This window comes from Fibrobacter succinogenes subsp. succinogenes S85, assembly GCF_000146505.1.
GTDB lineage: Bacteria > Fibrobacterota > Fibrobacteria > Fibrobacterales > Fibrobacteraceae > Fibrobacter > Fibrobacter succinogenes.
The window spans coordinates 649,805-676,020 of the sequence record NC_017448.1 but is presented as its reverse complement, the minus strand read 5'-3'; the positions used below and the strand labels follow the sequence as shown (position 1 = coordinate 676,020).

18 protein-coding genes are annotated in these 26,216 nt (G+C 51.9%); 8 read left to right on the top strand and 10 right to left on the bottom strand.

Annotated features, from left to right (window positions below; genetic code table 11):
• Entirely contained in the window at positions 1 to 741 is a 741-nt protein-coding gene (locus FSU_RS02860; protein WP_012820037.1) for an ABC transporter ATP-binding protein, read from the top strand.
• An 81-nt stretch (positions 742 to 822) separates the two neighbouring features.
• Here FSU_RS02860 and murA read toward each other — a convergent pair whose 3' ends face one another.
• Complete coding sequence (murA, locus tag FSU_RS02855) at positions 823 to 2,103, bottom strand: UDP-N-acetylglucosamine 1-carboxyvinyltransferase (RefSeq protein ID WP_012820036.1); 1,281 nt, start codon at positions 2,101 to 2,103, stop codon at positions 823 to 825.
• 5 nt (positions 2,104 to 2,108) lie between these two features.
• The gene (locus tag FSU_RS02850; RefSeq protein ID WP_012820035.1) at positions 2,109 to 2,873 is read right to left on the bottom strand and encodes an RDD family protein; all 765 of its coding nucleotides are present in this window, start codon (positions 2,871 to 2,873) and stop codon (positions 2,109 to 2,111) included.
• Positions 2,874 to 2,939: 66 nt separating this feature from the next.
• Here FSU_RS02850 and rapA point away from each other — a divergent pair, with 66 nt between their 5' ends.
• From rapA to FSU_RS02825, 6 genes are all read left to right on the top strand, one after another.
• Positions 2,940 to 5,930 (top strand): RNA polymerase-associated protein RapA, encoded by a 2,991-nt coding sequence (gene rapA, locus FSU_RS02845; RefSeq protein ID WP_014545261.1) that lies wholly within the window; start codon positions 2,940 to 2,942, stop codon positions 5,928 to 5,930.
• Between the two features lie 29 nt (positions 5,931 to 5,959).
• The gene (proB, locus tag FSU_RS02840) at positions 5,960 to 7,099 is read left to right on the top strand and encodes a glutamate 5-kinase (RefSeq protein WP_012820033.1); all 1,140 of its coding nucleotides are present in this window, start codon (positions 5,960 to 5,962) and stop codon (positions 7,097 to 7,099) included.
• 41 nt (positions 7,100 to 7,140) lie between these two features.
• Positions 7,141 to 7,845 carry an SMC-Scp complex subunit ScpB gene (scpB, locus tag FSU_RS02835; protein WP_012820032.1) on the top strand — a complete coding sequence of 235 codons (705 nt, stop codon included), beginning with the start codon at positions 7,141 to 7,143 and terminating at the stop codon, positions 7,843 to 7,845.
• Positions 7,845 to 8,486 (top strand): MutS N-terminal domain-containing protein, encoded by a 642-nt coding sequence (locus FSU_RS15820; RefSeq protein ID WP_049858409.1) that lies wholly within the window; start codon positions 7,845 to 7,847, stop codon positions 8,484 to 8,486. The genes scpB and FSU_RS15820 overlap by 1 nt, the downstream gene beginning before the upstream one ends.
• A gap of 9 nt (positions 8,487 to 8,495) precedes the next feature.
• Positions 8,496 to 10,484: a DNA mismatch repair protein MutS gene (mutS, locus tag FSU_RS02830; RefSeq protein WP_049858408.1), complete on the top strand. Its 1,989-nt coding sequence runs from the start codon at positions 8,496 to 8,498 to the stop codon at positions 10,482 to 10,484.
• A gap of 180 nt (positions 10,485 to 10,664) precedes the next feature.
• The gene (locus FSU_RS02825; RefSeq protein ID WP_014545260.1) at positions 10,665 to 11,147 is read left to right on the top strand and encodes an HD domain-containing protein; all 483 of its coding nucleotides are present in this window, start codon (positions 10,665 to 10,667) and stop codon (positions 11,145 to 11,147) included.
• Here the strand turns inward: FSU_RS02825 and FSU_RS02820 are convergent, their stop codons facing one another.
• From FSU_RS02820 to trpB, 7 genes are all read right to left on the bottom strand, one after another.
• A complete protein-coding gene (locus FSU_RS02820) occupies positions 11,148 to 11,615 on the bottom strand; it encodes a RidA family protein (protein ID WP_012820029.1) in 468 nt (155 codons plus the stop codon).
• A 126-nt stretch (positions 11,616 to 11,741) separates the two neighbouring features.
• Positions 11,742 to 15,077, bottom strand: a complete 3,336-nt coding sequence (locus FSU_RS02815) for an MFS transporter (RefSeq protein ID WP_167530841.1) — start codon at positions 15,075 to 15,077, stop codon at positions 11,742 to 11,744.
• Between the two features lie 296 nt (positions 15,078 to 15,373).
• Positions 15,374 to 17,041: a sodium-dependent transporter gene (locus tag FSU_RS02810; RefSeq protein ID WP_012820027.1), complete on the bottom strand. Its 1,668-nt coding sequence runs from the start codon at positions 17,039 to 17,041 to the stop codon at positions 15,374 to 15,376.
• Between the two features lie 86 nt (positions 17,042 to 17,127).
• Positions 17,128 to 18,513 carry a GGDEF domain-containing protein gene (locus tag FSU_RS02805; RefSeq protein WP_012820026.1) on the bottom strand — a complete coding sequence of 462 codons (1,386 nt, stop codon included), beginning with the start codon at positions 18,511 to 18,513 and terminating at the stop codon, positions 17,128 to 17,130.
• Positions 18,514 to 18,668: 155 nt separating this feature from the next.
• Entirely contained in the window at positions 18,669 to 20,942 is a 2,274-nt protein-coding gene (locus FSU_RS02800) for an aconitate hydratase (protein WP_012820025.1), read from the bottom strand.
• A 325-nt stretch (positions 20,943 to 21,267) separates the two neighbouring features.
• Positions 21,268 to 22,020, bottom strand: coding sequence for a tryptophan synthase subunit alpha (gene trpA / locus FSU_RS02795; protein WP_012820024.1), 753 nt, complete (start codon positions 22,018 to 22,020; stop codon positions 21,268 to 21,270).
• A 5-nt stretch (positions 22,021 to 22,025) separates the two neighbouring features.
• Entirely contained in the window at positions 22,026 to 23,303 is a 1,278-nt protein-coding gene (trpB, locus tag FSU_RS02790) for a tryptophan synthase subunit beta (protein WP_012820023.1), read from the bottom strand.
• Between the two features lie 593 nt (positions 23,304 to 23,896).
• Between trpB and FSU_RS02785 the strand changes: the two genes are divergently transcribed.
• Complete coding sequence (locus FSU_RS02785) at positions 23,897 to 24,748, top strand: hypothetical protein (RefSeq protein ID WP_012820022.1); 852 nt, start codon at positions 23,897 to 23,899, stop codon at positions 24,746 to 24,748.
• Between the two features lie 136 nt (positions 24,749 to 24,884).
• Here FSU_RS02785 and FSU_RS02780 read toward each other — a convergent pair whose 3' ends face one another.
• Positions 24,885 to 26,039 (bottom strand): DHH family phosphoesterase, encoded by a 1,155-nt coding sequence (locus FSU_RS02780; protein WP_167530840.1) that lies wholly within the window; start codon positions 26,037 to 26,039, stop codon positions 24,885 to 24,887.
• Positions 26,040 to 26,216 lie beyond the last annotated feature (177 nt).

The window sequence follows — 26,216 nt, the reverse complement described above, 5'->3', positions numbered from 1 at the left end:
ATGGATGTTGAATCTCAGAATGCTTTGCTGGAATGCCGAAATCTGCTTGTCGGCTATGGGCGCGCGCTTGAATCCATGAAAAATCCGTTTGATTTTAGGCTCTCGGCGGGGACAGTTGTGGCCCTGATGGGTGAAAATGGATGTGGCAAGAGTTCGCTTTTGAAAACTTTGGCGGGCTTGTTGCCTCCAGTTTCTGGTGAGGTTTCGCTTGAAGGTAGAATGCTTTCGGAATGGTCACCCCGTCATCGTTCGCAAAAGATTTCACTTGTGCGGATGTCGAATGTCGTTCCTCCGCGCATGAGCGTGCGTGAATTTGTGCGTCTAGGGCGCTCGCCATATTCGGGCATTTTTGATAGCCGAACGGCAGAAGACAATCGCATTGTTGAAGAATCGATGGTGCTTTTGGATGTCGCTGTTTTTGCGGAACGCCCGGTGGCAGAACTTAGCGATGGTGAGCGTAGCCGTGTATTTTTGGCAGAAGCGGTGGCGCAACGGGTGAATGTGCTGTTGCTCGATGAACCGAATGCCTTTTTGGATATTCCACGTAGCCATGCGCTTTTCAGGTTGCTCAAGAAAATTGCTGTAGAGCGCCAGATGGGCATTGTCATCTCGACTCATTCTGTGGAATATGCTGAACGCTATTGTGATAGAATTATGGTTGTGGATGGCGGGACTGTAAAAAATGCGCTAGCGAGCGAAGCGCGCAAATGCGGACTTTTAGACTGGACTGAAGCGTTTTAATCAGATACGAAATAAGCCGGCTTTTATGCCGGCTTTTGTAATCTTAAGTATTGCTAGCGCTTAATCAGCGTTAATCTGGACTTATTCTGCGTCGCGGGCGTCCGGGTTGAAACGCTTGACGGTTGCACCGATCTTAGCCATCTTAGCTTCGAAATCTTCGTAACCACGGTCGAGGTGGTAAATACGGCTGATGGTCGTTTCGCCTTCGGCAATGAGGCCTGCGAGAACGAGAGCTGCACTGGCGCGGAGGTCAGAACCCATGATGTCAGCACCTTCAAGCGGGAGGCCTCCCTTGATGGTAGCCGTGTTGCCGTTCAGCTGGATGGAGGCTCCCAAACGTTCAAGTTCGGCGACATGTTTAAAGCGGTCGTTGTAAACCGTGTCTTGCACGAGGCTATTGCCTGGAATGGAGAGGAGCGTTGCCATGAACGGTGCCTGCATATCGGTCGGGAATCCCGGGAACGGGAGCGTTACAAGGCTCATCGGCTTGAGTTCCTGCTGGCGGGCGTCAACTTCGGCCCAGTCGGCACCGACGTTCACCTTGCAGCCGATTTCGCGGAAGGCGTCAAGCGTAGAGGCGATGTGTTCCGGGATGATGCGCGTGACCTTGACGCGGCCGCGTGTGATGGCGGCGGCGCAGAGGAACGTGCCTGCTTCAATGCGGTCCGGGATGGTGACGCCTGTACCCGGGCGGAGGGATTCAACGCCCTGGACGGTAAGAGTACGCGTGCCGCGTCCCTGAATCTTCGCGCCCATGCTTGTGAGGAAGTCAATGAGGTTGTCAATTTCGGGTTCGAGGGCGGCGTTCTGCAAGACGCTCACACCCTTGGCAAGTGTTGCTGCCATCAAAACGTTGACCGTTGCGCCGACGCTAGAAATCGGGAAGTTGAAGTTACCGCCGGGGAGGCGGCCTTGGCAAGTGGCTTCGACGTAACCGTGCGTGACGGTAATTTTTGCACCGAGAGCTTCAAGACCTTTGAGGTGGAGGTCCACAGGGCGTGGACCCCAAGCGCATCCGCCGGGGAGCGAGACGCGGCAGCGACCGAATCTGGCGACGAGAGGGCCGAGCACGTAGAAGCTTGCGCGCATGGTCTTCACGAGTTCATATGGTGCTTCGAGATGGTCTACACCGCGGGTGTCAATTCTCAGAACGTGGCTTCCGCCGTTGATGTGGCAACCGATTACGCGGAGCACATCGGACATGGTCTTCATGTCTTTCAAATGCGGAACATTTGTGATTTCAGAAACGCCATCGGCGAGGAGGGCTGCAGCCATGACGGCAAGCACGGCGTTTTTGGCACCAGAAATTTCAACTTCACCATTGACCGGTGCTTTCACTTGCGGAACAATAAACTGATCCATATAAATTAAACCTCTTTCTTTTCTTTTTGTTCGATGGCATTATGAACGACACGAGTCTGTGCGACAAAGTCGTGTAGCGCTCTCTTTTGCGGATCGATAAGGACAATCAGGTAACCCAGACCATAAAAAATGAGTGTCGCTTGCGTGACAATGCTTGCGACAAAGCGGAAAAATGAGAATGCCCACGAGAGCTTTTCGCCATTGGCCATTTCAACATGAATGCGCAACAGCTTTTTGCCCGGTGTGGCGCCCCAAACCGCATGGAAAACGATAAAGTAAATTGCCTGTACAATGCTCCAAATCGTAAAGAATGTAGACATTCCTGGGAGGTCAAGTGCCTTGGATACAAGATCCGTGGAGCCGGGGTTATCAATGTACTGGTTTACGATTTCGGAGACTGCATTCAAGTCCAGCATTCCAGCCAAACTCATGACGTAAAGGAACAATGCACCGACAATAGAAAGAATTATGTTGTCTATAATAAACGCGTTCGCACGTACAAAAAAGCCTGCGTAACGCTTGCGGTTCATTTTGCTTTGGAGAAGCGTTTCAATCGTCTGCTTGAGAAGTTCTTCTTCGGTCGGCTCAGGGGGTTCGCTTGCTTCGGGAAAATCCTTCCATGCTTTCCAATTAGCTTCGCCGGTGTGCCAGACTAAAGTTTCGTCTTTTATCTTGCCTTCGTTGACAAAATCTCTAATTTCATCGATAGAATAAGGACCTTGACGCCTATCCCCGTCGGTGATTGATGTGTCGATATAAAACCATTTCATGTTGTGGAATAATTTAGTAAAAAGTTCGCAAGCCGAATTTTCGAAAAAATCCTAAATTTACAGGTTATGATGATGTTTAAAATTGGTCAGCGCTACGTGAGCCAAGCCGAACCTACCCTGGGGCTTGGTATTGTATCTGAAGTTCAGGGCCGTACTGTTAAAATTTTGTTCCCGTCTATCGGTCAAGCTCGTATTTACAGGACCGATGAAGCTCCGATTGAACGTTTTGTTTTGCAAGTAGGTGAAACCGTCAAGAGTGAAAAAGGTGTCTCCTTCGTGGTGGACTCCGTTCGCGAAGATGCGGGTATCATGGTTTATGTCGGGCGTAATGGCAAAGAGATGAAGGAATCTGAGCTGAGCGCGAAGATTTCGACCGCTCGACCGGCAGTGCTGTTTAAGGCCTTGGCTGATGACGAAGTTTGCTCGTCACGTGATTTTTTGCGTCATGAAGATGCGATGGAAATGTATTACAAGTGGATTTCTTCGCCGGTTCGTGGCATGATTGGCCCGCGTGTGAACATGATCCCGCACCAGTATTACCTTTGCTACCGTGCCTGCTCTAGCTCGACGCTCCCGAGGCTTATGCTTTCGGACGAAGTGGGCTTGGGTAAGACGATTGAAGCGGGCATGATTTGGCATGCGCTCAAGTCGAGAGGCCGCATCCAGCGTACGCTCGTGATTGTCCCGGAAACGCTGAAGCACCAGTGGATGATTGAAATGAAGCGCCGTTTCAACCAGCTCTTTACGCTGGTGGACGAAGGCTACATCCGTGGCTTGTTTGTGGGTGTCGCAAAAGACGAGACGAAGCCCAATCCGTTCATGCAGAGTAACGACATCATCGTGTCCATTGACTTTTTGATGGCTCAGCCTGCATTGATCGAAGACCTTTTGAAGACGAACTGGGATATGACCATCATCGATGAAGCCCACCATCTGGTGTGCGAGGATGGTTTCACGAGCCACGAGTATATGCTTGCGAACAGGGTGATTGGACGCTCGAAGGGCGTGTTGCTTTTGACCGGTACGCCCTTGCAGCTCCATCCGGAATCGCAGTTCAATCGTCTCAAGATGCTCGACCCAGTGCGCTTTGCAGACTATAACGATTTTATCAAGGACCAGGAAGCTTACCTCAAGCTTGTGCGAGATTTAAATAAGCTTCCGACCGACCCGAACCACCACATGAGCTGGGACGACTTGTACGAATGCGTCCCGAAGAACTCGCAAATTCGCCCATGGCTGGAACAGGAAAATTCAAAGTCGATGACCGCAGGCGAATGGATGCGCTGCATTGTCGATGGCATGGGCACGGGTTCTGTGGTGTTCCGCAATACGCGTAAGGGCGTAGGCGGATTCCCGAAGCGTGTGCTCGACGAAATTCCGCTGGAACCGAATCCGGCTTATCGTGAAATGGTGGATGTCGCTGCCGACCGCGACCTCGAAGCATCCACCGACATCCAGGAAAATGGCCTCCTCTGCACGAGGTTCTCCGATGCATGGGCGATGGACGAACGCTTTGTGTGGCTCAAGGGGTTCCTCAAGGAATACAAGAACGAAAAGGTTTTGCTGATTTGCGAATCCATCCAGGTGGTGCAGGCACTTGAAACTTTGCTCCTTGAATTCTTGGGCGAAGGTGCGTTTGTGATGTTCCACGAAGATATGAGCATCATGGCGCGCGACAAGGCTGCGGCAAACTTCAGCAAGCCTGATGGTGCTAACTTGCTCATCGCTTCTGAAATTGGTTCTGAAGGCCGTAACTTCCAGTTCTCTCATCACTTGGTCTTGTTCGACTTGCCTCTTGATGCAGCTCTCGTGGAACAGCGTATTGGCCGCTTGGACCGCATTGGTCAGGACAAGGACATCATCATCCACGTGCCGTACGTGAAGGGCTCTGGCCAGGAAGTGATGTTCCGCTGGTACAACGAAGGTTTGAATTCGTTTGGCGCTCCGCTCATGAGCGGTGGAGAACTCTTCCTCAAGTACACGGAATCTTTGATTGAAGCTTTGGCAACGCCGCGCGCTAGCCTTGAAAATTTTGTGGAGAACGTCATCCCGCAGGTCAAGAAAGACTGCGAGCAGATGCGTAAGCATATCGAAAACGGCCGTGACCGCTTGCTCGAATTCAACTCCCGTAATCCAGAAAAGGCAAAGGAAATCACGGATGAAATTCGTGAACTTGATGCGGAACCGGAACTCAAGAATCTCGTGTTTGATTCCTTGATGAATCGCGGACTCGATGTCGAAAAGAGCTCTGTGCAGGATTGCTTCCTCATCACGATGGGACCGCAGGTTGAAGCGGGCTCTGTGCCGGGCATGCCTGATTTGGCAATGGCTGCGGCTACTGCAGGTGGTGGCCGCGTGAATAGCCAAACGGATTTGTGTGGCGAAGGTGGTGGAGATGGCGACGGCGATGGCCGTGTGAGTGGTGGCACTTGTATGACGGTCACGTTCGATCGTGATGTCGCTATGACGCACGACGATATTGAATTTATCAGCTTGGACCATCCGCTGGCTCAGGGCGTGTTCGATTACGAAACGAGCTTTGGCCGTGGAACGGTGTCTTGTGCCATTTGGCCGAACTCCGGTTTGCGTGGGCTCATGATGCAGTACAACTTTGCTGTGGAACTGCCTGTGTCCGAAGAATGGGGCTGTGCCGATATTGCAGGGCCGAAGTATTTCAAGGTGCTGGTGAATGCGAAGGGCGAAAACATGTCCGAGCATTTCGAAGATCTTTCGGATGCGGCGCTCAAGGATGTGGGGGTCCCGCAGGGCAATGCGGCTGTCGATATGACGCTTCGTTACTTTGCTAAGGATGGCCTTGCGAAGGCTCGCTTGATTGTTTCTGAACAGGCTAAGAAGTATGCCGAAGAAGCAGCAAATGCCGTGGAAGCCCGTTCGGAACAGGAATACCAGCGCATGAACCATTTGCTTTCGATGCGTGGCAAGGCGGGGACGAGCGAAGCTTTGAAGCAGCTCCGCAAGAACGTGCAGGAACGCAAGAAGATTGTGGCTAACCCGCAACTCCGCCTCGATGCAATCCGCCTGGTGGTGTGCAAGTAAACTATTGACTAATAACTAACGACTGAAAAATGAGTGAATTAAGAAAGAACATTTTAGATGAAGCTCGCCGCGTGGTGGTGAAGATTGGTTCTCGTATTCTCGTGGATTCCGAGCGAGGTGGCGTTCGTACACGTTATATCCAGAAGCTTGCGGATTCCGTGGCTCGCTTGATGGATGCCGGCAAGGAAGTCGTCATTGTCACGAGTGGTGCTGTGGGTACAGGCATGGCTGAACTGGGTTACGCTCAAAAGCCGACCGTGCTTGCCGAAAAGCAGGCTTGCGCTGCCGTGGGTCAGATTGACCTCATGTACGCTTATCGCGAAATGTTCCGCTGGGTGCAACTCTCCGTTGGCCAGATCCTCTTGTCTGCAGAAGACTTCCGCGACCGCGCGCGTTACAAGAATTTGCAGAACACCATCAAGGCCATGCTTGCCCGTAAGATTGTTCCGATCATTAACGAGAACGATTCCTTAGCCGTTGCCGAAATCAAGGTGGGCGATAACGACAAGCTCTCGAGCGATGTGGCGCTCTTCCTTGATGCTGACTTGCTCCTCATCTTTACGGATGAAGACGGCTTGTTCGATGACAATCCGAAGAAGAATCCGAACGCTCGCTTGTTGAACTTTGTTCCTGAAATTACGCCTGCGATTTTGGCATTGGCCGGAAAGCCCGGCGAGGCCGGGTCCGCCGTCAGTACCGGCGGCATGAGGAGCAAGCTCGAAGCCATTCGCAATGTGACGAAGAGCGGCGCGAATGCATTCCTTGCTAGCGGTATGAAGGTCCTCCCGCATCAGGTATTCTTTGAAAATGCAACAGGAACTTTGTTCGCAGGCTCCAAGAAAAAACTCAATAGCCGTCAGCGCTGGCTCAGCTTCATTACGACGCCGCGTGGAAGCGTGATTGTCGATGAAGGCGGTGTGAAGGCTTTGCGTGAAAATCATTCGAGCTTGTTGCCGGTGGGCGTGATTGCGGTACAGAAGCATTTTGATAAGGGCGACTTGATTGAAGTCCAGGACGAAAAGAAGAATCCTGTAGCTCGCGGTGTCGCTGGTTTTGATAGCGAAACGCTTAAGCTTGTGCTCCGTAAGAAGACTGCCCAGGTGCATGAAATCTTGGGCAAGAACGTTCCTGATGAACTTATCCACAAGAACGACTTGGTTGTATTCTAACTAGGTGACTTTAGACCGCTTTAGACAAAAGGATCAAACGTATGGCTGAAGATCAGAATGTCGAAGAACTGGCCGAAGAATCGGCGGAACTCCCGAAAGTTGAAAGTAGGGAAGACCTGGCTCGTATTATACAGGCGCTCGTCTTTGCATCCCCGGATGTTGTGACGCTCAAGAAGCTTCGCGAAATTCTCGGTGACTTTTTGGACGCTCGTTCTGTGGCAGATGCGCTCATTACCGCGAACGATTCTTTGAACAAGATTCAGTCTCCGTTTGAAATTGTGGAACAGGCGGGCGGTTACCGCTTTAGAACACGTGCAAAGTATTATCCGTGGGTGCGCAAGCTCTTCCCGGAAGCAAATGCAAGACGCCTTTCGCAGGCGGCTCTTGAAACGCTTGCCGTGATTGCTTACCAGCAGCCGATTACGAAGGCTGCGATTGAACAGGTTCGTGGCGTTTCGTCTGCGGATGGTCCGATCCGTAACTTGCTTGACAAAGGCTTTATTACTTTGGGTGCAAGAGCCGAAACTGTTGGTAACCCTTATACTTACGTCACGACGCAGGAATTTTTGAAATACTTTGGTATCAATCGCATTCCTGAAGACTTGCCGCGTTTGCGCGAATTCAGTGAACTTTTGGAAGCGGGCGCTTTGGTGCCGCAGTACTCCAAGCCTGATAACGCTCCGGAAGAACCGACTCCGCTCGAAGAATCGACTGACCAGATTGAATTGTCTATGGGAGATGCTTAATGGCCGTTACTCCGTTGATGCAGCAATATTACGAAATCAAGAAAGAAAATCCTGGCTGCATTTTGTTTTTCCGCATGGGCGACTTCTTTGAACTTTTTGAAGATGACGCTGTAATCGCCTCGAAAATTTTAGGTTTAACGCTCACGAGCCGCAATAACGGCGCCTCCGGTGCAACGCCTTTGTGCGGGTTCCCGCACCACGCTGCCGAACGCTATGTGCCAAAGATGGTGGCCGCCGGCTACCGCATCGCCATTTGCGAACAGGTCGAAGACCCGAAACTTGCGAAGGGCATTGTCAAGCGCGACATTGTTGAAATCATCAGCGCCGGCACGGCGATGAACGAAGAAAACCTCAATGCGAAAGAGGCGAATTACCTTTGCGCTTATGTGCCTGCGACAAGTGATGATGGTAAGGGCGGAAACGGGGATGTGGCTGCATTTGCGATTGCCGATGTGACGACGGGCTACTTGGCCACGTGCCGTAGCAGTGTGCAGGCTTTCGAATGCGAGTTTAGCCGCCGCATGCCCAAGGAAATTGTGATTCCCGAAGGGACGACGATTCCATCTGCGATTATGGACTTGATCAAGGCGGAAAACGTCTTGGTCACTGAACTCCCTGCGATTTTGTTTGCAGAAGACTAAGCAAAGGATGTGCTGTTTACGCACTTCAAGGTTGAAGCGCTTGATGGCCTTGGCTTGGATGGTCGTGTTTTTGAAACGTCCGTGACGGGCGCCTTGCTCCAGTATTTGATTAACCAGAAAAAGTCCGAATTGTCGCACTTTACGACGCTTGAGATTTTGAATCTGGACGATTACATGACGCTCGACCCGAGCACGCTGCGCAACTTGGAACTGGTGCGTCCGTTGAATGCGGACGATTATTCCAGCACACTTTGCTCGGTGCTCGACTTTACGGTGACGGCTATGGGGGGGCGTACGCTCAAGGACTGGGTGAGCCATCCGTTGATTGCTGTGGACCGCATCCGCGAACGCGAAGAAGCGGTGGGCGAGCTTGTCCAGAATCCTGTGGCGCTTGACGAACTCAAGGAATCGCTCACGTCGATTCTCGATATGGAGCGCTTGATGGGCCGCGTCGGTAGCGGTCGTGCAAACGCGCGTGACCTCGCGGGAATGGGACGTTCTCTTTCGCAGGCATCAAAGGTCGCTGACGTTTTGGAAGGCTTGCATGCGCCGCTTTTTGAAGGGCTGCGCGAAACGCTAAATGCGGCAAAGGGCCGTGGCGAAGACTTGCTCAAGTACTTCAATGATGACTTGCCGATGACGGTGCGCGAAGGTGGAATGATCCGCCCGGGTGCAAGTGCAGAACTTGATGCAATGAACGAGGACATCAAGGAACGCCGTGAATGGATTGCTTCCTTGGAAGGCCGTGAACGCGAACGTCTTGGAATACCGTCTCTCAAAGTCGGTTACAACCGCGTGTTCGGTTATTACATCGAAATCACGAAGGCGCAGATGGCAAAGGCCACGCAGCCGATTCCGGATGAGTATATCCGCAAGCAGACGACGGTGAATGGCGAACGCTATATCACGCCTGAGATGAAGGAATGCGAATCCGTCATCAGCAATGCCGAAGTCAATATCCATGCGTTGGAATACAAGATTTTCTGCGAGCTTCGCGAACGCGTGAACAGCTGGCGCGCCGAGCTCCAGGGCATTGCCGATGCGATTGCCCGAGTCGATAGCTTGTACAGCTTTGCCCGCGCGGCCCGCAAGTACAATTACGTTTGCCCGGAAGTTTTTGAAGGGACGGGTATTGAAATTCGCGGCGGCTTCCATCCGGTGATTGTTGCGGTGAACCCCGATTTGAACTTTGTCCCGAACGACGTGACGCTTTCGCCGGACGGAACGCGACTGATGCTTATTACAGGCCCGAACATGGCCGGTAAATCGACGTACTTGCGCCAGACGGGGCTTATTGTGCTCATGGCGCAGATTGGCTGCTTTGTGCCTGCCGAAAGTGCTCGCATTGGCGTAGTGGACCGCATCTTTACGCGTGTGGGCGCGAGCGACCGCTTGAGCCGTGGCCTCAGTACGTTCATGGTCGAGATGATTGAAACGGCGAATATCCTCCGCAATGCGACGCCGCATAGCCTTGTGCTGCTTGATGAAATCGGTCGCGGTACGAGTACGTTTGACGGGCTCTCGATTGCGTGGGCGATTGTCGAAACGCTTCACAGCGAGCCTGCCCGCATGGCGCTTACGCTGTTTGCAACGCACTATCACGAATTGACGGGGCTTGTGGAATCGCTGGAACACGCTGGCAATTTCCAGGTCGCCGTGCAGGAAAAGGGCGATAAGCTTACGTTCTTGCACAAGATTCTTGAAGGCGCTTGCGATTCGAGCTATGGCATTCACGTGGCCGAGATGGCGGGGCTCCCACCTAACGTGGTGCGCCGAGCTCGCAAGATTTTGCTCCGTTTGGAAAAGCAGAAGATTGACCCGAGCGACGAGGCGCAAAACAAGAAAATCAAGGCGCAGCCGCAGATGGACTTGTTTGCACCGCCAGACGAAAATACGCTCTTGCTCAAGGATGAAATTCGCAGGCTCAAGCCCGAGGAAATGACTCCGATGCAAGCGCTGCAACGCCTCATGGACCTGAAGGAAAATTACGGGAAGTAATAGCGCGGTGCTACGCACCTTTGAGGTATGAGGTCGCGACCAAAGGTCGCTTTGAGCTATGAGGCTTTTAAAATAAAATGTATTTTTATTTTGACCTTAAGATAAACCTCAAAGGTAGCCATAGGCTACCGTGCCCATAGCCCACAACCCCATACCCCTATGATCGATTTCGCGGCTTTAATGAACTTTGCTTTTGAGAATCGGCTCTACGAGTCCGAGGTTCATGGCATTGAGCATTGGCATCAGGTGGAGTACAATGGGCTCCTCCTGGCGAAAAAGACTGGCGCCGACATTGACGTAGTGCGCTTGTTTGCGATTTTCCACGACTCGCAGCGTTTGGATGATGCATACGACCGTGAACATGGCGCACGTGGCGCAGAATTTGCAAAGCGTTGCCGCGAAGAAAAACGTTTTGAGCTGGACGATGAACGCTTTGGCTGGCTCTATGATGCGTGCCGCCTCCACACGATTCAGCCGCGTACGGGAATTGTTACGATAGACACTTGCTTTGATGCAGACCGCTTGGATTTGGGCCGTGTCGGGTTTCCGCTGGATCCCAAGAAAATGGCGACGGAATGGGGTGCAAAAATAGCCCAGAAGTCGCTGACTTCGGGCTGTTCCGTATTCCACATGCGCGAGTGGATCCGCAAATTGGTGCTTTAATTATTCCTTAATCGCTTGGAACGTGCAGCTGATTTCGACAGCGACGTTCTTCGGGAGTGTCGAAACGCCGACTGCCGTACGGGCGTGCTTTCCATTTTCACCGAGAATCTGTACGGCAAGTTCGCTAGCGCCATTCAGTACAATCGGCTGGTCGTGGAAATCGTTTGCGGACTGCACAAAACCCTGGATCTGAACGAGGCGGAGTGTTTCGCCGGCTTTCAACTGCGTGAGAGCGGCGGCAATGTTGTTCAAGAAGCAAATCTGCGCGGCTTCCTTTGCCTTTTCCACAGAAATCTGGTTCGGAACAATGCCGGTAAAAGCAGAAAAATCTCCCTTCACAGACGGCAACTGCCCAGAAACAATAATTGTATCGCCAAAGCGCGTTGCCGGAACATAAGCGGCAACCGGTGCGGGGCAGGCGGGGAGCGTCAGCCCCAATTCTTGGAATTTAGAGACAATTTGACTCATGTAATCTCCTTGTTTTTGCGCCTTTAATATACAATAATTGAAGCGCGTTTGGGACGTTTATGCCCCGCTAATTAAAAAGCCCGCACGTTTTTGCGTGCGGATATATTTTAAGGCTATTGTTGGCGATTACTTCTTTTCGACTAATTCCGTGGCGAGTTTCTTCATTCCGTTGAAGTCCCACTTGCCACTGCCGAGCTTCGGAATGGCTTCGACGCAGAACACGGAACCCGGCTGCATGAGTGGCGGAATGCCCGACTTGCGGAGGCTTCTCGAGATTTCTTCGGTGTCGAGCGTTGCATCGCCCTTGACGAGGAGCACAATGCGTTCGCCCTTCACAGAATCCGGAACGGCGGTAATCGCAAATTCGTGTTCGCCCATGATGCCCGTTTCTGCAATGCGGAGTTCCACAGCGGTAAGCGAAATCATTTCGCCGCCGAGCTTTGCAAAGCGGCTGTAGCGGCCGAGAATCTTGACGAAGCCGTCTTCGGTGATGGTACACTTGTCTCCGGTCTTGTACCAGCGACGCCCATCGACTTCAAAAATGACGGCATCAGTTTTAGCTTCATCGCGGAGGTACCCCTTCATCACTTGCGGGCCTGTGATGACGAGCATGCCTTCTTCGCCCGGTGCGAGGAACTGGTTCGTTTCCGGATCGATGATGGCGCCTGTTGAACCTGGGACAACCATGCCGATGCTCGAGTGGTCGCAGCACTTTTCCATCGTCAAGAAGTCGTCGAGCAATACGTTCGGGGCGTTGAGCGTGGCAAGCGGCGTGAGTTCCGTGCAACCGTAACCTTCGTAAATGTCCTTGCCGAACTTGAGCTTGAAGGTCTCGCGCATTTCGGGGCGGAGCTTTTCTGCACCGGCAATCACGTAGCGCAAAGAGTCGAGGCACATCGGGTGTACCCAGCGGTTGATGGCGATGGCGCGGAGGAACGTCGGGGTGCCCATGAGGATGGTTGCCTTGTATTCGGCGCACACGCGAGCAAGCGTCTTGATGTCTGTCGGGTCGGGGCAGAGCACCATCGGTACACCGTCCAAAAGCGGCATCATGAATGTCATCGTAAAGCCAAACGAATGGAACAGCGGGAGGAGCGATGTCATCACGTCGGTGCGGCAAAGCCTGATGACGTGGTCTCCTTGCTGAGCATTCGAAATGACGTTTTTGTGCGTAAGTTCCACACCCTTCGGCGTGCCTTCTGAACCGGAGCTGAACAAGATAACAGCATCGTCGCTCAGCTTTGCGGTCGTGAACCAGAGGTCTCTCAAAAGTTTCTTGGGGAACGTTAAGACGATGAACGATTCGAGCAGACGGCAGAATGTGCTGATTTTCTGTTCTTCTTCGTCGATGTAGAACATCTGGCATTTTTCGGCAAGCTGCTTGAAGTCGGCGTTCTTGCCGCAGAGCTTGTCAAAGAAGGCTCGGGACGTGACAATTGTCGAAAGTTCAGCCTTGTCGATGCAGCCGATAAGCGTGTCGACGGGCGAGGTGTAGTTCAAGTTGACCGTCGTCTTTCCGCAACCGAGGATGGACATAATGCCGAGGGCTGCGTCGCGGCTTGTGGGGAGCATGAAGCCTACATTCTGGTCATTCTTGGTGAGCGATTTGATTTTCTTGCTGAAGTGGTGGCAGAGGCGGATCATCTCGTAACCATTCACGTGGCGGCCGGCCGGATCAATCAATATTGGGCGGGAACGGCGCTTGCGCATCGCGCGGTACCAGAGCGGGATGATACTTGCGGAATGGTCCATCGCCATGTTCCAGATGTCGGTTCCCAGGTTCTGCAAGTCCTTGCGGATCACGTTTTCGGGCGTGGTGGCGGGGAGAGCCTTGCCGAAACCTACGCTGATGACTCGGTTGAAATACTGCGGGCGGTTCACACATTCGGAGGCGTGGCTGTAGCGGCTGCCCCAAAGACCTTGTATGTAGAACGGGACGATTTGGGCTTCGGTGCCTTCAATAGCCTTTGTGTAATCAAGCGAGAACTTGGATACAAATGGAGTCTTTGATACTTCGCCTTCGGGGAAAATCACGACTGCCTCGCCCTTGAGGAGCGCTTCGTGGATTTTTTCCATCGCTTCACTTGGGTCGCGGCGGTTGATGTCGATGACGGACTTGCCGTGTGCGAACCAGCGCAAATACCAGTCGGCAAAGGTGTTGCGGTTGCTTGCGATGAGAAGCGGGCGCGGGCTTGCCATCTGGAGCACTGCCCAGTCAATAAAGCTGTAGTGCGGACCGACCAAAAGGAGCGGACCAGATTCGGGCATATTCTGGATGCCGTGGACCTTGACCTTATAGCGGAATACGTATGAGAATGCAAAGCGGAGCCCAGCGCGGAGGAGCGTCATCGGGGTGCGCTTGAGCGTGAACACGAACGTGAGGGCGAGGATCACAGCGAGGAAGAATAGCTGTTTGTGGAGGCTGAGTTCGGTCATGAGGAAGAGGATGACCTGGAAGCCAAGTAAGATGAACAGGAAGCTCATCTGAATCATGAACGAGACCGCGTGGATACGACCCGAGGTGTCGGGGCGTGTGACGTTTTGGATGACCGTGCGGAGGATGACGAATGCGGAGCCTGCCCAGAAGGCGATGAATGCGTAGAGGAACGCAAGGACGTACTGGTTATTGATGAATGGCGTTATAATCATCGTGATGGAAGACGCAATGGCGGCAAGCGGGATAAGGCCTGTTTCCACGAAGTTCTTGGAAGACTTTGCGGCACTGATAGCGCCAATGACGTAACCGATTCCGGTGAAGATGAACGTCCACTGGAAAAGTGTCGTGCTTTGCGTACCCGTCATGTTCTGCGAAATCATGATGAGGAACTGCGTTACGCTCCAGAAGGCTGCAATGCCGAGCATCGAGAGCTTGAGCATCGGGTTCGACCAGGTCGATGCAAAATTACGTCTGGGCGAGCGGAGCTTCACGAACTTGTTCTGCTTGCAGATGCGGATGCAGAACGACGAAATCGCAGCGAAAAGTCCAACAGCCGAGAGGATGAACGGGAGGAGCGAGTAGCTAATGGTCGAGCTGTCGTTCGGGCTGTAGTCAAATGTGAGGAAGGATATAATCGTGATGCCGAGCGCCATGAAAATCAAGTGCTTGGCGTTGATCTTCACGAGGTCGTTCCCGTCGGTGATTTCTTTCATGAGGCCGATTTTGGCCGGATTGAAAATCGAGAGGAAAATGCCGTACAGGAACAGGAATGCAAATGCGCCAAAGTCGAGTCTATCGCCAAAGAAGAATGCGATGAGCAAAACGGAGATAGCCATGCCGATGGAGGTCCAGCCCATGACTTTGCTCTTGGGGAAACGGCCGGCGAAGTAACTTGCCACATGCATCATGATGATGCTCGGCGAGAACATGGCGAACTGGAGTAGTAGGCTCAGCCAGAAAAACCTAGCGCCTTCGGAGTTGAAGGTTATCCATCTTTGGAAGTGGATGAATAAACCCAGTTGCATAAAAGATGTTAAAAATACAGATATGTAATAGGGAACTTCGCCAGGGCAGGTAGTACGTTTCATATAGGTTGTTTTGTATAAAAATTGTTCAAAATTGCGAGGTAAATATAGTAATGATTGGTGGGGGTAAAAAAGGAAATGCCCGCACGGTGGCGGGCATGACATTGTAGGGAGCGGGGGGCGTCTCGTTACTTCTTGAATACTTTATAGAAGCAGAATGCGCAGAGCCCGATGATGGCGCCCCAAGCGCAAATCATGAAAACGAGTCCGCCTGTAGTGAATTCAGCGTCCATTTTTTAGCCCTCCATGTTTTCGTCAGAGTTACCGATTTCCATCTTCTTGATGCTCTTGCTGCGGCCCTTTTCTGCGGGGCCTCCTTTGCGCCAGGCATAGGCGATGGCGAGGTTCAAAAGCAAGAACAGCACGAGCAAGAATCCGCGGAATGCCCACGTGAATCCGATTTTCGGGAACGTGTGTCCGAGGAAATCGACTGTTGCGCTCGGGTCCACATTGCTAAGCGTAATGAATGGGAGGCCGTCCGTTGCCGTGAACGAAACCAAAAGCACAATCAGGTAAATCGGGCAGACGTAAAGGATAATCGGGCGGAGGAAACGCGGGAGCTTGAGAAGCGAGCCATCGTTCATGGTGGCAAAAGCTTCATTTTCGCCCGGTTCCACAACCACTTCGGCTGGGAGGTCGCCATTTTCCTGGGCTTTCTTGGCATTGCGGCGTCCGAGCACGAGGCTAAAGAGAACCGCCTGGATCATGCCCACGAACACGATGAGGTACGTACCGCCCCAGAAGTCGAGTTCATCGACAGTGCCTGCGGCGAGGCTACCGATAAAGGTAATCGTGCTGACCGTCGTGACGGATTTTTTACGCGTAAACTTGAGGTCGTCTTCGCAGAAGCTGATGAGCGGCTGGATGATGGAAATGGCGCTCGTGATGCCTGCAAAGAAGAGCATCGTGAACCAAACCGTCTGAAGCACGCCACCGAACGGGAGCGTTCCGAAAACGTAAGGCATCGTCTGGAATCCAAGACCGAACGTGCCAAGCTTGGCGCATTCTTCGATGTTTGCACCTGCGATGAGCACTGCCATCGGGATCACGACCGTACCACCAATAATCACTTCGGCAAATCCGTTCGTGGCGCTAGCCGTGAGCGAAGAAAGCACGAGGTCTTCTTTCGGCTTGAGGTAGCTTGCGTAGCAGAAGATGATGGCCATACCGAGGCTCATCGTGAAGAACACCTGGCCAGCTGCGGCCATCCAGACCTTCGGACTTGTAAGTTGCGAGAAATCCGGGTTCCACATGAAGGCAAGTCCCTTGCCGATGCCCGGGAGCGTGAGCACGCGGACCACAAGCACAAGGCCCAAAATCAAGAGAATCGGCATGCAAATCTTGTTGGCGCGTTCAATGCCCTTGCGCACACCGAACGAAAGCACAATCATGTTCGCGATAAATGTAATGAGGAAGAAGATGATGGCGACCGGGATGCCGCCGACGCAAGTCTTGAGCATAATGTAATTGCCGAAGAATTCCGTCATTTTTTCCGGCCCCTGCGCGACAACGTCCATCAACGTGCCTGTTGCCGAGTAGAATGCGAATGCCAAAATCCAGGACTGGATAAAACCGTAGTAGAAAATGATGAAAATCGGCGGGAGGAGTCCGAGCGAGCCCAGGTACTTTGCCCACTTCTTCTTTTTCTGGAAAATCACGTGGTAGGTACTCGGGGAGGTGCCGTAATTGTGGTAGCCTGCGTAACGGCCGAGTGTCCATTCAATCCAGGCGAGCGGAATCCCGAGAAACACAAACGCAATGAGGTAGGGGATGATGAATGCGCCGCCGCCATTGGTAGCCGCCTGCACAGGGAATCGAAGAAAATTGCCAAGACCGACTGCGGAACCAGCGACTGCGAGGATGACCCCGAGTTTGGAACCCCAGTTTTCACGATTATTTGCCATGTTCTTTTCCTAAAATTTGAGCCGAAACTCAGTGAATATCGTGCTAAATTTAGTTATTCCTCGAAAAATGGCAACTTTGAAAAATATTACGCCATCCCCTTGATTTCCATTTTCTTCTGGTACATGCTATCGTCAGCACGCTTAAAAACATCTTCGACGTTGTCGCCAAGCTGGTAGGTGGCCATGCCGTAAGCAACGGAATAGCGTTCCCAGGCGGGGCGGGAGGTGTTGTTGCGAGTCTTTTTGAATTCTGATTCAATCACCTTGAACAACTTGTCTCTGTTCTTGTAATCGCTGTTTTGCAGCAGGACCACAAACTCATCGCCGCCAAATCTGTAAATGGGGGATTGCTTGTAAATAGTGCAGAAAATATGGCAACAGCCCAGTATATATTTGTCGCCGCAGTCGTGACCGTAGTGGTCGTTGACTTCCTTAAGGTTGTTGAGGTCAATCATTACAAATCCGAATGTGGCACCACCCTTGTCGATTTGTTCTTGCAATGATTCCTTCATCTTGTCATAGGCGACCTTGCTGTTCACGTGGGTCAGTGCGTCCTTGAAGGCTAGCTGAGTCATGTCTTCGGCTTGTTCCTGGGCGGAGCGCGCCTGTTCTTCGGCTTCTAAAAGGCCCTGAACGTAAGTACGCATGTCTTTGGACATTTGCGAAATGGCGTTCGAAAGTGATTCGACTTCGTTATGTGTATGGATTTCGGGTGCATCAAAAATGAGCTCATCGGGAGTTTTTTTGCCGCGGCTCTTTTCTGCAAAATGGCGAGCACTTTTTTCAAGGGCAAGGATTGGCCCTGTGACGTTGTGCCGTAACCAGACTAATAGAATTAGCGCGAAGAGTAATCCGAGACCGAGTGTCAGTATAACGTTGTATAAAACGTAATTGTTGACTGTTTTGTGGAGCTCTGCGATGGAAACGTCTGCGCAGATGACGCCGAAATGGACTCCTAACGAATTGACGTACGGTTTACAGGCGGTGTAGGCAGGCCCCCAGTCGGAGTCTTCTTCGAAGTATGAAATTTCATTCTTGGTCATGGCCTTCGCAAATTTTCGGATTTCAGAAAGCTCATACGCGTCGGTGGGTTCCAATAACTTCATGTCTTCTTCGCCACGTTCCCGTTCTGCCTTGCTTGTGGCCGAGCAGATATTGTACATGGAGTCGTTACGCACGAAAAGCGAGTAAAGGTAGAACAGCTCAAAGTCGTCAACCATGCCGTTGAGCAACTGTTGCACGTCATTGTACTTTTCGGTCTTTTGGCCCGTTATGGTGTTCTGGTAAAGGTCGTCCATGTCTATGCGGTTGGTAGCATAGTTCAGGATGTTGCTGAGTTTGTCGTCGTAGCGTTTATAAAGCGACTGGGAGTAGGTGAGGTAGGCCTGGATGGAAAGCAAAAAACACATGAATGCGATAAAGACGGCGCTACCCAGAATAAGACTTCTATGAATCGTTTTCTTATGAGTCATTTCGTTCTCCTTCGCAGAAAAAAATAAAATTTTTTTACAAAAAACGGAAAACAAAAACACAAAAAAACGCAGGCCCCGGAGAGTCTGCGTTTTGTGAAAAGTGATATGGCGCACTCGCGACAGCTTGTGCTGTTGATTGGAATGCGTAGGGTCGCTTACTTGTTGTTGGCGCGGATCAAGTTGAGGGCGGAACCGGCCTTGAACCATGCCCACTGCTGTTCGTTGTAGGTGTGGCTGAGGGCGATGTTATCGACGGAGCCATCCTTGTGGTGGGCAACGAGCGTGAATTCGGAACCCGGAGCGAACTTGGTGAGGCCAACGATGTCGAACACGTCCTGTTCCTGGATCTTGTCGTAGTCGGCGGCGTTCTTGAAGGTGAGGGCGAGCATGCCCTGCTTCTTGAGGTTCGTTTCGTGAATGCGAGCGAAGCTCTTCACGATCACGGCCTTCACGCCGAGGAAGCGCGGTTCCATGGCGGCATGTTCGCGGCTAGAACCTTCACCATAGTTTTCGTCACCGATCACGATGGAGCCCGTGCCCTTGGCCTTGTAAATCTTCGCAAGTTCCGGAACTTCCTTGTAGCTGCCGTCGTTTGCGAGAACCTTGTTGGTTTCGCCGTTGAAGGCATTCACGGCGCCGATGAGCATGTTGTTCGAAATGTTTTCAAGGTGACCGCGATAGTTGAGCCACGGACCGGCCATAGAAATGTGGTCGGTGGTGCACTTGCCCTTCGCCTTGATGAGGAGCGGGGCGCCAGCGATGTCCTTACCGTCCCAAGCAGCGAACGGAGCGAGAGCCTGGAGGCGCTTGCTGGTCGGGTTGATGGAAACGGTGATGTTGGAACCGTCAGCAGCCGGAGCCTGGTAGCCAGCGTCCTTCACGTCGAAGCCCTTCGGCGGGAGTTCGCACTGTTCCGGCGGGTCGAGCTTCACAGCCTTGCCTTCGTTGTTCACGAGGGTGTCGGTCATCGGGTTGAAGCGGATGTCGCCAGAGAGGGCGGCAATCACGGCCATGAGCGGGGAAGCTACGAAGGCGTGCGTATTCGGGTTGCCATCGGCGCGCTTCGCGAAGTTGCGGTTAAAGCTGTGGACGATGGTGTTGAGTTCCTTCTTGTCGGCACCGGCGCGGTCCCAGCGGCCAATGCAAGGACCGCAAGCGTTTGTCATAATCGTTGCACCGAACTGCTTGAACAAGTCAATGAGGCCATCGCGTTCAGCAGTGTAGCGAACTTGTTCAGAACCCGGGTTGATGAGGAGCGGGCACTTCGGGGTAAGACCCTTCGCGAGAGCCTGCTTGATCATGTTGGCGGCCATGTAAAGGTCTTCGTAACTGGAGTTCGTGCAAGAACCGATGAGGGCTGCGCTTACGACTGGCGTAGATTCCGGCTTTGTTTCGGTAGCCTTGAGGGATTCTGCCATGTCGGTCACGGCGAATGCACGGTCCGGGCTGAACGGGCCGTTGTAATGCGGGATGAGCGTGTTGAGGTCGATTTCCACAACGCGGTCAAAATACTTTTCCGGTTCTGCTTCGACTTCCGGGTCGGCCTTGAGGTCGGCTGCGATTTTGTCGGCTGCGTCAGCGACATCAGCACGGCCTGTAGCGCGGAGGTAACGGCTCATGGAATCGTCGTAGCTGAAGGTGGAGCAGGTGGCGCCCACTTCGGCACCCATGTTAGCAATCGTTGCCTTGCCAGTAGCGGAGAGGCTGCGAGCGCCTTCGCCAAAGTATTCGATAATAGCGTTCGTGCCACCCTTAACCGTGAGGATGCCAGCGAGCTTGAGGATGATGTCCTTGGCGGTAGCGAAGCCCTGGAGCTTGCCGGTGAGCTTCACGCCGATCATCTTCGGGTACTTGAGTTCCCACGGGAGACCGACCATAGCGTCAACAGCGTCTGCACCGCCCACGCCAATCGCGAGCATGCCGAGACCGCCAGCGTTCACGGTGTGGGAGTCGGTACCAATCATCATTCCGCCCGGGAAAGCATAGTTTTCGAGCACCACCTGGTGGATGATGCCTGCACCCGGGAGCCAGCAGTCAATGCCGTACTTGGCAGAGACGGACTGCAAGAAGTCGTACACTTCCTTGCTTTCTTCCTTGGCGCGCGGAAGGTCCTTTTCGACACCTTCGCGAGCGATAATCAAGTGGTCGCAGTGCACGGAGCTCGGCACAGCCACGCGGGACTTGCCAGCAGTCGTGAACTGGAGGAGGGCCATCTGGGCGGTTGCGTCTTGCATGGCAACGCGGTCCGGGTGGAATTCGGCAAAATCAGCGCCGCGCTTGTAGGTTCTGTTTTCTGCGCCATCGATCAGGTGGCTGTAGAGAATCTTCTCGGCGAGAGTGAGCGGGCGGCCAAGTTGCTTGCGGGCAACAGCGACGCGTGCAGGAATGCGAGCGTATGTGGCCTGGATCATGTCGAAATTAAAAAGCATAGTTACCTCATGAATTTTTCGGGCGTAAAGATAGCTTTTTAGAACTTAGATCTTAGAACTTAGATCTTAGAATTGTTGCTAATGGACTCGATTTGTTATTGGATGGGAGGGGGGAGGGATCCCCCTCGTTTCAGCCTCGGCTTACACTACCCCCACTGCGGAGGACACCCCCGCAACGCCCCCTTACAAATAGTGAAATAAGTTGCGAATTGTGAAAAAAGTTTGTACGAAAAAAAGAGGCCGGTGAAAACCGACCTCTTTTGTGAAATGCTGAAAAAGCGCATTCCAGGATGCTCGCGGAATGTACACGAAAATGCGCGCGGGGTTACTTTCCGGCGATTTCCTTGGCCTTAGCTTCGATAGCGGCGATGGCTTTTGCGCGGCCTTCGGCGGTGTCTGCGTTTGCGAGCACGATGTTCACGAAGACGGAACCTGCGACCACAGCGTACACATGCTTCGAAAGCACCTTGGACTGTTCGCCATTGCGGATGCCGAAACCACCGAGAACCTTGGCGCCATGCTTACCGACTGTGTCGATAAAGTCAAGCGTTGCCTGGTCAATCGTTGTTTCGCTTCCGGTCGTGCCTGCGCGGAGTGCGGCGTAGATGTACTTGAAACCTGCAGAAGCCATCGTTTCGAGACGTTCCTTGGTCATGCTCGGAGCGGCAACCGGAATGTTTTCGAGACCGTGCTTCTTGCAAGCTTCGGTGAGGCCTTCGTCATGGTCAAACGGAAGGTCCGGAATGATGCAAGCAGAAACGCCTGCGTCCTTGCACATCTTGACAAAGTTTTCGACGCCCGGCGTAAAGGCGAGGGAACCGTAAGTCATGATGTAAATCGGCGTTTCAGGGTGGCGTTCGTGAATCTGCTTCACGATGGCAAGGCCCTGCTTGGTGGAATAGCCTTTTTCGAGAGCGATGGTGGAGGCTGTCTGGATGGCTGGACCGTCTGCGCTCGGGTCACTGAACGCGAGCTGGATTTCAAGGATGTTGGCGCCACCCTTCACAAGTGCGTCGGCGATGGCGATAGAAGTTTCAGCGTCAGGAAAACCCGCAATAAGATGAGACATTAAATTCATGGTGATTACTTCCTTGTCATAATTTCAGCGTCGTGGATGTCTTCGTTGTTTTCGAGGCGAACAAGTTCTGCCTTGAGGAATTCCTTCCACTTTTCGGGGCGGAACACCGGGCTTGTGATGAAGATGTCCTTGTCACCGCGGCCACTCATGTTGATGACGAGCGCCTTGTCTTTCGGGAGTTCCTTCGCGATCTTCATGGCGGCTGCACCGGCGTGAGCGCTTTCGAGTGCGAACAAAATGCCTTCGTTACGGGCGAAGAACTTGACGGCTTCAAGAGCTTCCTTGTCGAGAATTGCCGTGAATTCCACGCGGCCAGATTCACCGAGAGCGGCGAGCTGCGGGCCAATGCCCATATAGTCGAGACCTGCCGAAATGGAGCGCGTCGGCATGGATTGACCGTCTTCGTCAATGAGGAAGCGGCTCTTGTAACCCTGCACGATGCCTTCGCGGCTTGCGTTACCCGTCATGCGGGCTGCGTTTTCACCGACATTCGGGCCAACGCCACCGGCTTCTGCACCAATCAATCGTACATTCTTGTCTTCGATAAACGGAGTGAACACACCGATGGAGTTGCTACCGCCACCCACGCAAGCGACAACGGCTGCGATGTCGATGTTGCGTTCGGCGGCCTGGCGCTTGACTTCTTCACCGATGATGGACTGGAAGGTGCGAACGATATCCGGGAACGGGGCAGGGCCGAGTGCGGAGCCGAGCACATAGTGCGTGTTCTGGAAGTTTGTGGCCCAGTCACGCATAGCTTCGTTCACGGCATCCTTGAGTGTGCGGCTACCGCTTGTGACCGGCACGACCTTTGCACCGTACATTTCCATCGTTGCTACGTTCGGCTGCTGACGACGGACATCGACTTCACCCATGTACACGACGCATTCGAGGCCGAGCTTTGCGCAAGCGGCAGCAGTGGCGAGGCCATGCTGGCCGGCGCCCGTTTCGGCGATGATGCGGGTCTTGCCCATCTTCTTGGCCAAAAGGCACTGACCGATAGCGTTGTTGATTTTGTGGGCGCCTGTGTTGGCGAGACCTTCGAGCTTGATGTAAATCTGCGCACCGCCCAAGAGCTTGGTTGCCGTCGGGGCAAAGTACAGCGGAGTTTCGCGGCCAATGTAGTCGCGCTGGATGATGCGGAGTTCTTCGAGAAATTCCGGATCGTGGATGTACTTGTTGAATGCCGCTTCGAGGTCGTCGAGCGGGCGGCGGATGATTTCGGCAACGTACTTGCCGCCGAACTTGTCAAAGAAACCGTTGTTAGAAGTTGTAGAGGTCATTGTTGTTCTGTCATCCTGAGCGATGGGCGGAGCCCGAAGTCGAAGGATCTAGTTAAGGGTTAAAGTCTCTATGCCTGCTGAGGCGCTGCGAGTCCAGAAACCAAAAAAAATCGGCTTCCGGAGAGTCCCGAAAGCCTTTTACAAACACTTGATGAAATCAGCAAACCGGACTCTATTTCGTAGAGCCCCACCACCAACGGTTGAAACGGATTACTGCGTTCATCTTCATACTATAAATGTAGGAATGAAATTTTAATTTGGCAAGGGAATGGGGAATTTTTTTCAATTTTTTCTCGATATAAAAAAGGGCTTTGGAAAATTTCACTATTTACTTATATTTACATTGACATAATTTAGAGTTCGCTCTTATTCTTGTAGTTGAAAAACGACCAAAACTTTCTAAGCAAGAGAAAAAGGGCAGACACTCACACCCTATGGTGTGGGTCGTTTGCGTTTATTTTGCTTAAGGTTTACTTGGTCGTTACCTCAACTACGATGGCGCGGACGATTCCACGCTTTTTTTGTGTGAATCGAAAACGCTTTTACGGGATGAGGTGGGCTCCATTGTTGGATTTTTAACCAATGGAGAAAAAATGAAAAGTAAACAAGTTAAATGGACTAGCCTTGTTGGCGTATTTGCCCTCGTAGGAATGTCCCTTCTTTCTGCGTGTGGTGATGACAGCGCCTCGCCGCTTGCTCCGCAGGTGAGCGAAAAGGAAAGTAGTTCGAGCATGCAAAAAAGTAGCTCCAGTGTTCAGCGGACAAGCGTCAAGACTACTTTTGAACTCGGGAAATGCTCTTATGATAATGAATCCGAAAAGATTTTTGTATCAGATGAGGGCGAATTCTATACGTGTTCTTATAAAAATGGTGATTATACTTGGGTAAAACCGAATAATGTAAAGTCGTCTAATAGTGTTGCTAAGGTTTCTAGTAGTTCTGTTCTTGATGAAAAAATTTACTACAGCTCTAGCAGCGTACGGTCTGAATATAATGCAGAAAGGGAAACGTTCCTGTATAAAGAATTTTTTGTAGAAATTGATTTGACTTTGTTCAAGCAGGTTTCGGACAACTGGGAAAAACAGAATAGTCATAAGGAAAACTATACGGACGGTGATCCGCGGATTTCTTTTGTCATTAAAACATATTCTGATGATTCTTTGATTGATTCGGTAAAGACAAATGTCTTTAATCCTGGTGATAACGTTGGCAAGTGGACCGGACATGAATATTTTACCAAGAAATTTTCCGGTGGTGTAAATGTAATCTATGTTTGTCCTGTCGTTTATGAATATAACGTAATTGAATCGAATGTTTTACATTCTTCAAACTATTGCTATATCATTCATGATGCGGGTGATAAGGTAGATGTTCCTATTTTGCAGAGTGATAGCAAGGCTACAGACTTAAAACTTGAATGGGCTGTGACGATAAGTTATAAGTAGTTTGAGGGGTGTTTGATTACAACGATAATTCTTGTTTCAGATTAAAAGCTCTGTTCGATACAAAAAAATTAGGCTTCCGGCAAATCCCGGAAGCCATTTTGCTATAGTGTTGAATTTTTTGAGGTAAGGGTTGGCTCTATTTTTTCTTGCCTTCGAGGTATTCCGTGATTTTTGGGACCATCAGCGACTTGCGGCTGATCTTTTCGGCGGAGAAGTAAACGCCTTCGCTGAAAAGTTCTCCAAATGCACTTTCGGCGATTTCTTTAGCCGTGGCTTCGTAATCATCTGAAGCGTAGATGATGGTGTAGGAACCCGATTCGATGAACGGTGTTTCGGCGGCGGTTTCCGGATCTGGATTCGGGTCGTGTCCGTCAACCTTGGCAAAGAGAATGTCGCGCTTCTTTTCTTTGGCAATTTCGGGCATCACGGCGGCGAGACGTTTAAAGAAGTCGCTCTTGGTCGAATCAACATACCAGTCGTTGCTTGCGATTCCAATTTTGACGCCTTCGATTTCGTAATCCTTGTAGTCGGAGAGGAAAATTTCCTTGTCCGTCATGCCGTAGTAATCGTGCGACGCATCGTCCATTTCGCGGGAGAGCTTGGCGACGCTATCGGGGGAAATCTTGAGCTGTTCGATAAGGCTTTTCCATGCAGACGAATCTAAAGCCGAGGATGCGACTTTGGTCAAGTTGCGCGTGTCAGAAAGAATGCCCGCCAAAAGAATCTTGGCCATGTCGTTATCAATTTTGACGTCGGCCTTCTTGTAGAGGTCCCAAATGATGGTGCAGGTGGATCCGATAATTTGACGGTTCACGTAAGTGTCGGAGGTGACTTTTTCGTCAAGGTCGCCAGGAATGTGGTGGTCGATAATCTGGAGAATCTTAGCCTCTTTGACTCCTTCGACGGACTGCGCGGATTCGGCGTGGTCGGTGAGGATGAGACGCGTACCTGCTTCTACGGATTTCATTTCCTCGGGAACTTTGAAGCCGAATTTTTCGGCGATGTAAGCCGTTTCGCGATTGATTGGACTTATGATTTTGGCTACGGCGTTGTGCCCCAAAGCTCGCATGAGTGCTGCGTAACTCATAGCCGAAGTGACGGCATCGACATCAGGAGTCTTGTGCCCGATGACGAATGTGGTGTCGGAACCCCAATCCAAGGCGTTGATGGTGTTTTTGAATTCTTCTCCTTCGTTGTTGGAGTCGGAAGAAGTGCTGTCGCCGCAAGCGCAGAAAAGAGCGCTTGAGAGGCAAATGGAAAAAATGTTGTTAAAAAGAGTTTGTTTGTTCATGCCGCAGAAAATAGCTTTTTTCGCTTTTTGCGGGATTTTGTAAATTTTTATTTTTTTTTGCGGTTGCAGAGGCGCTGCAAAATGAAAATGCAAAAAAATAGGCTTCCGGCACATTCCGGAAGCCATTGAATCAAACACTTGATGAAACCAGCAAATCCGTTCCGTTTTACGGGAACC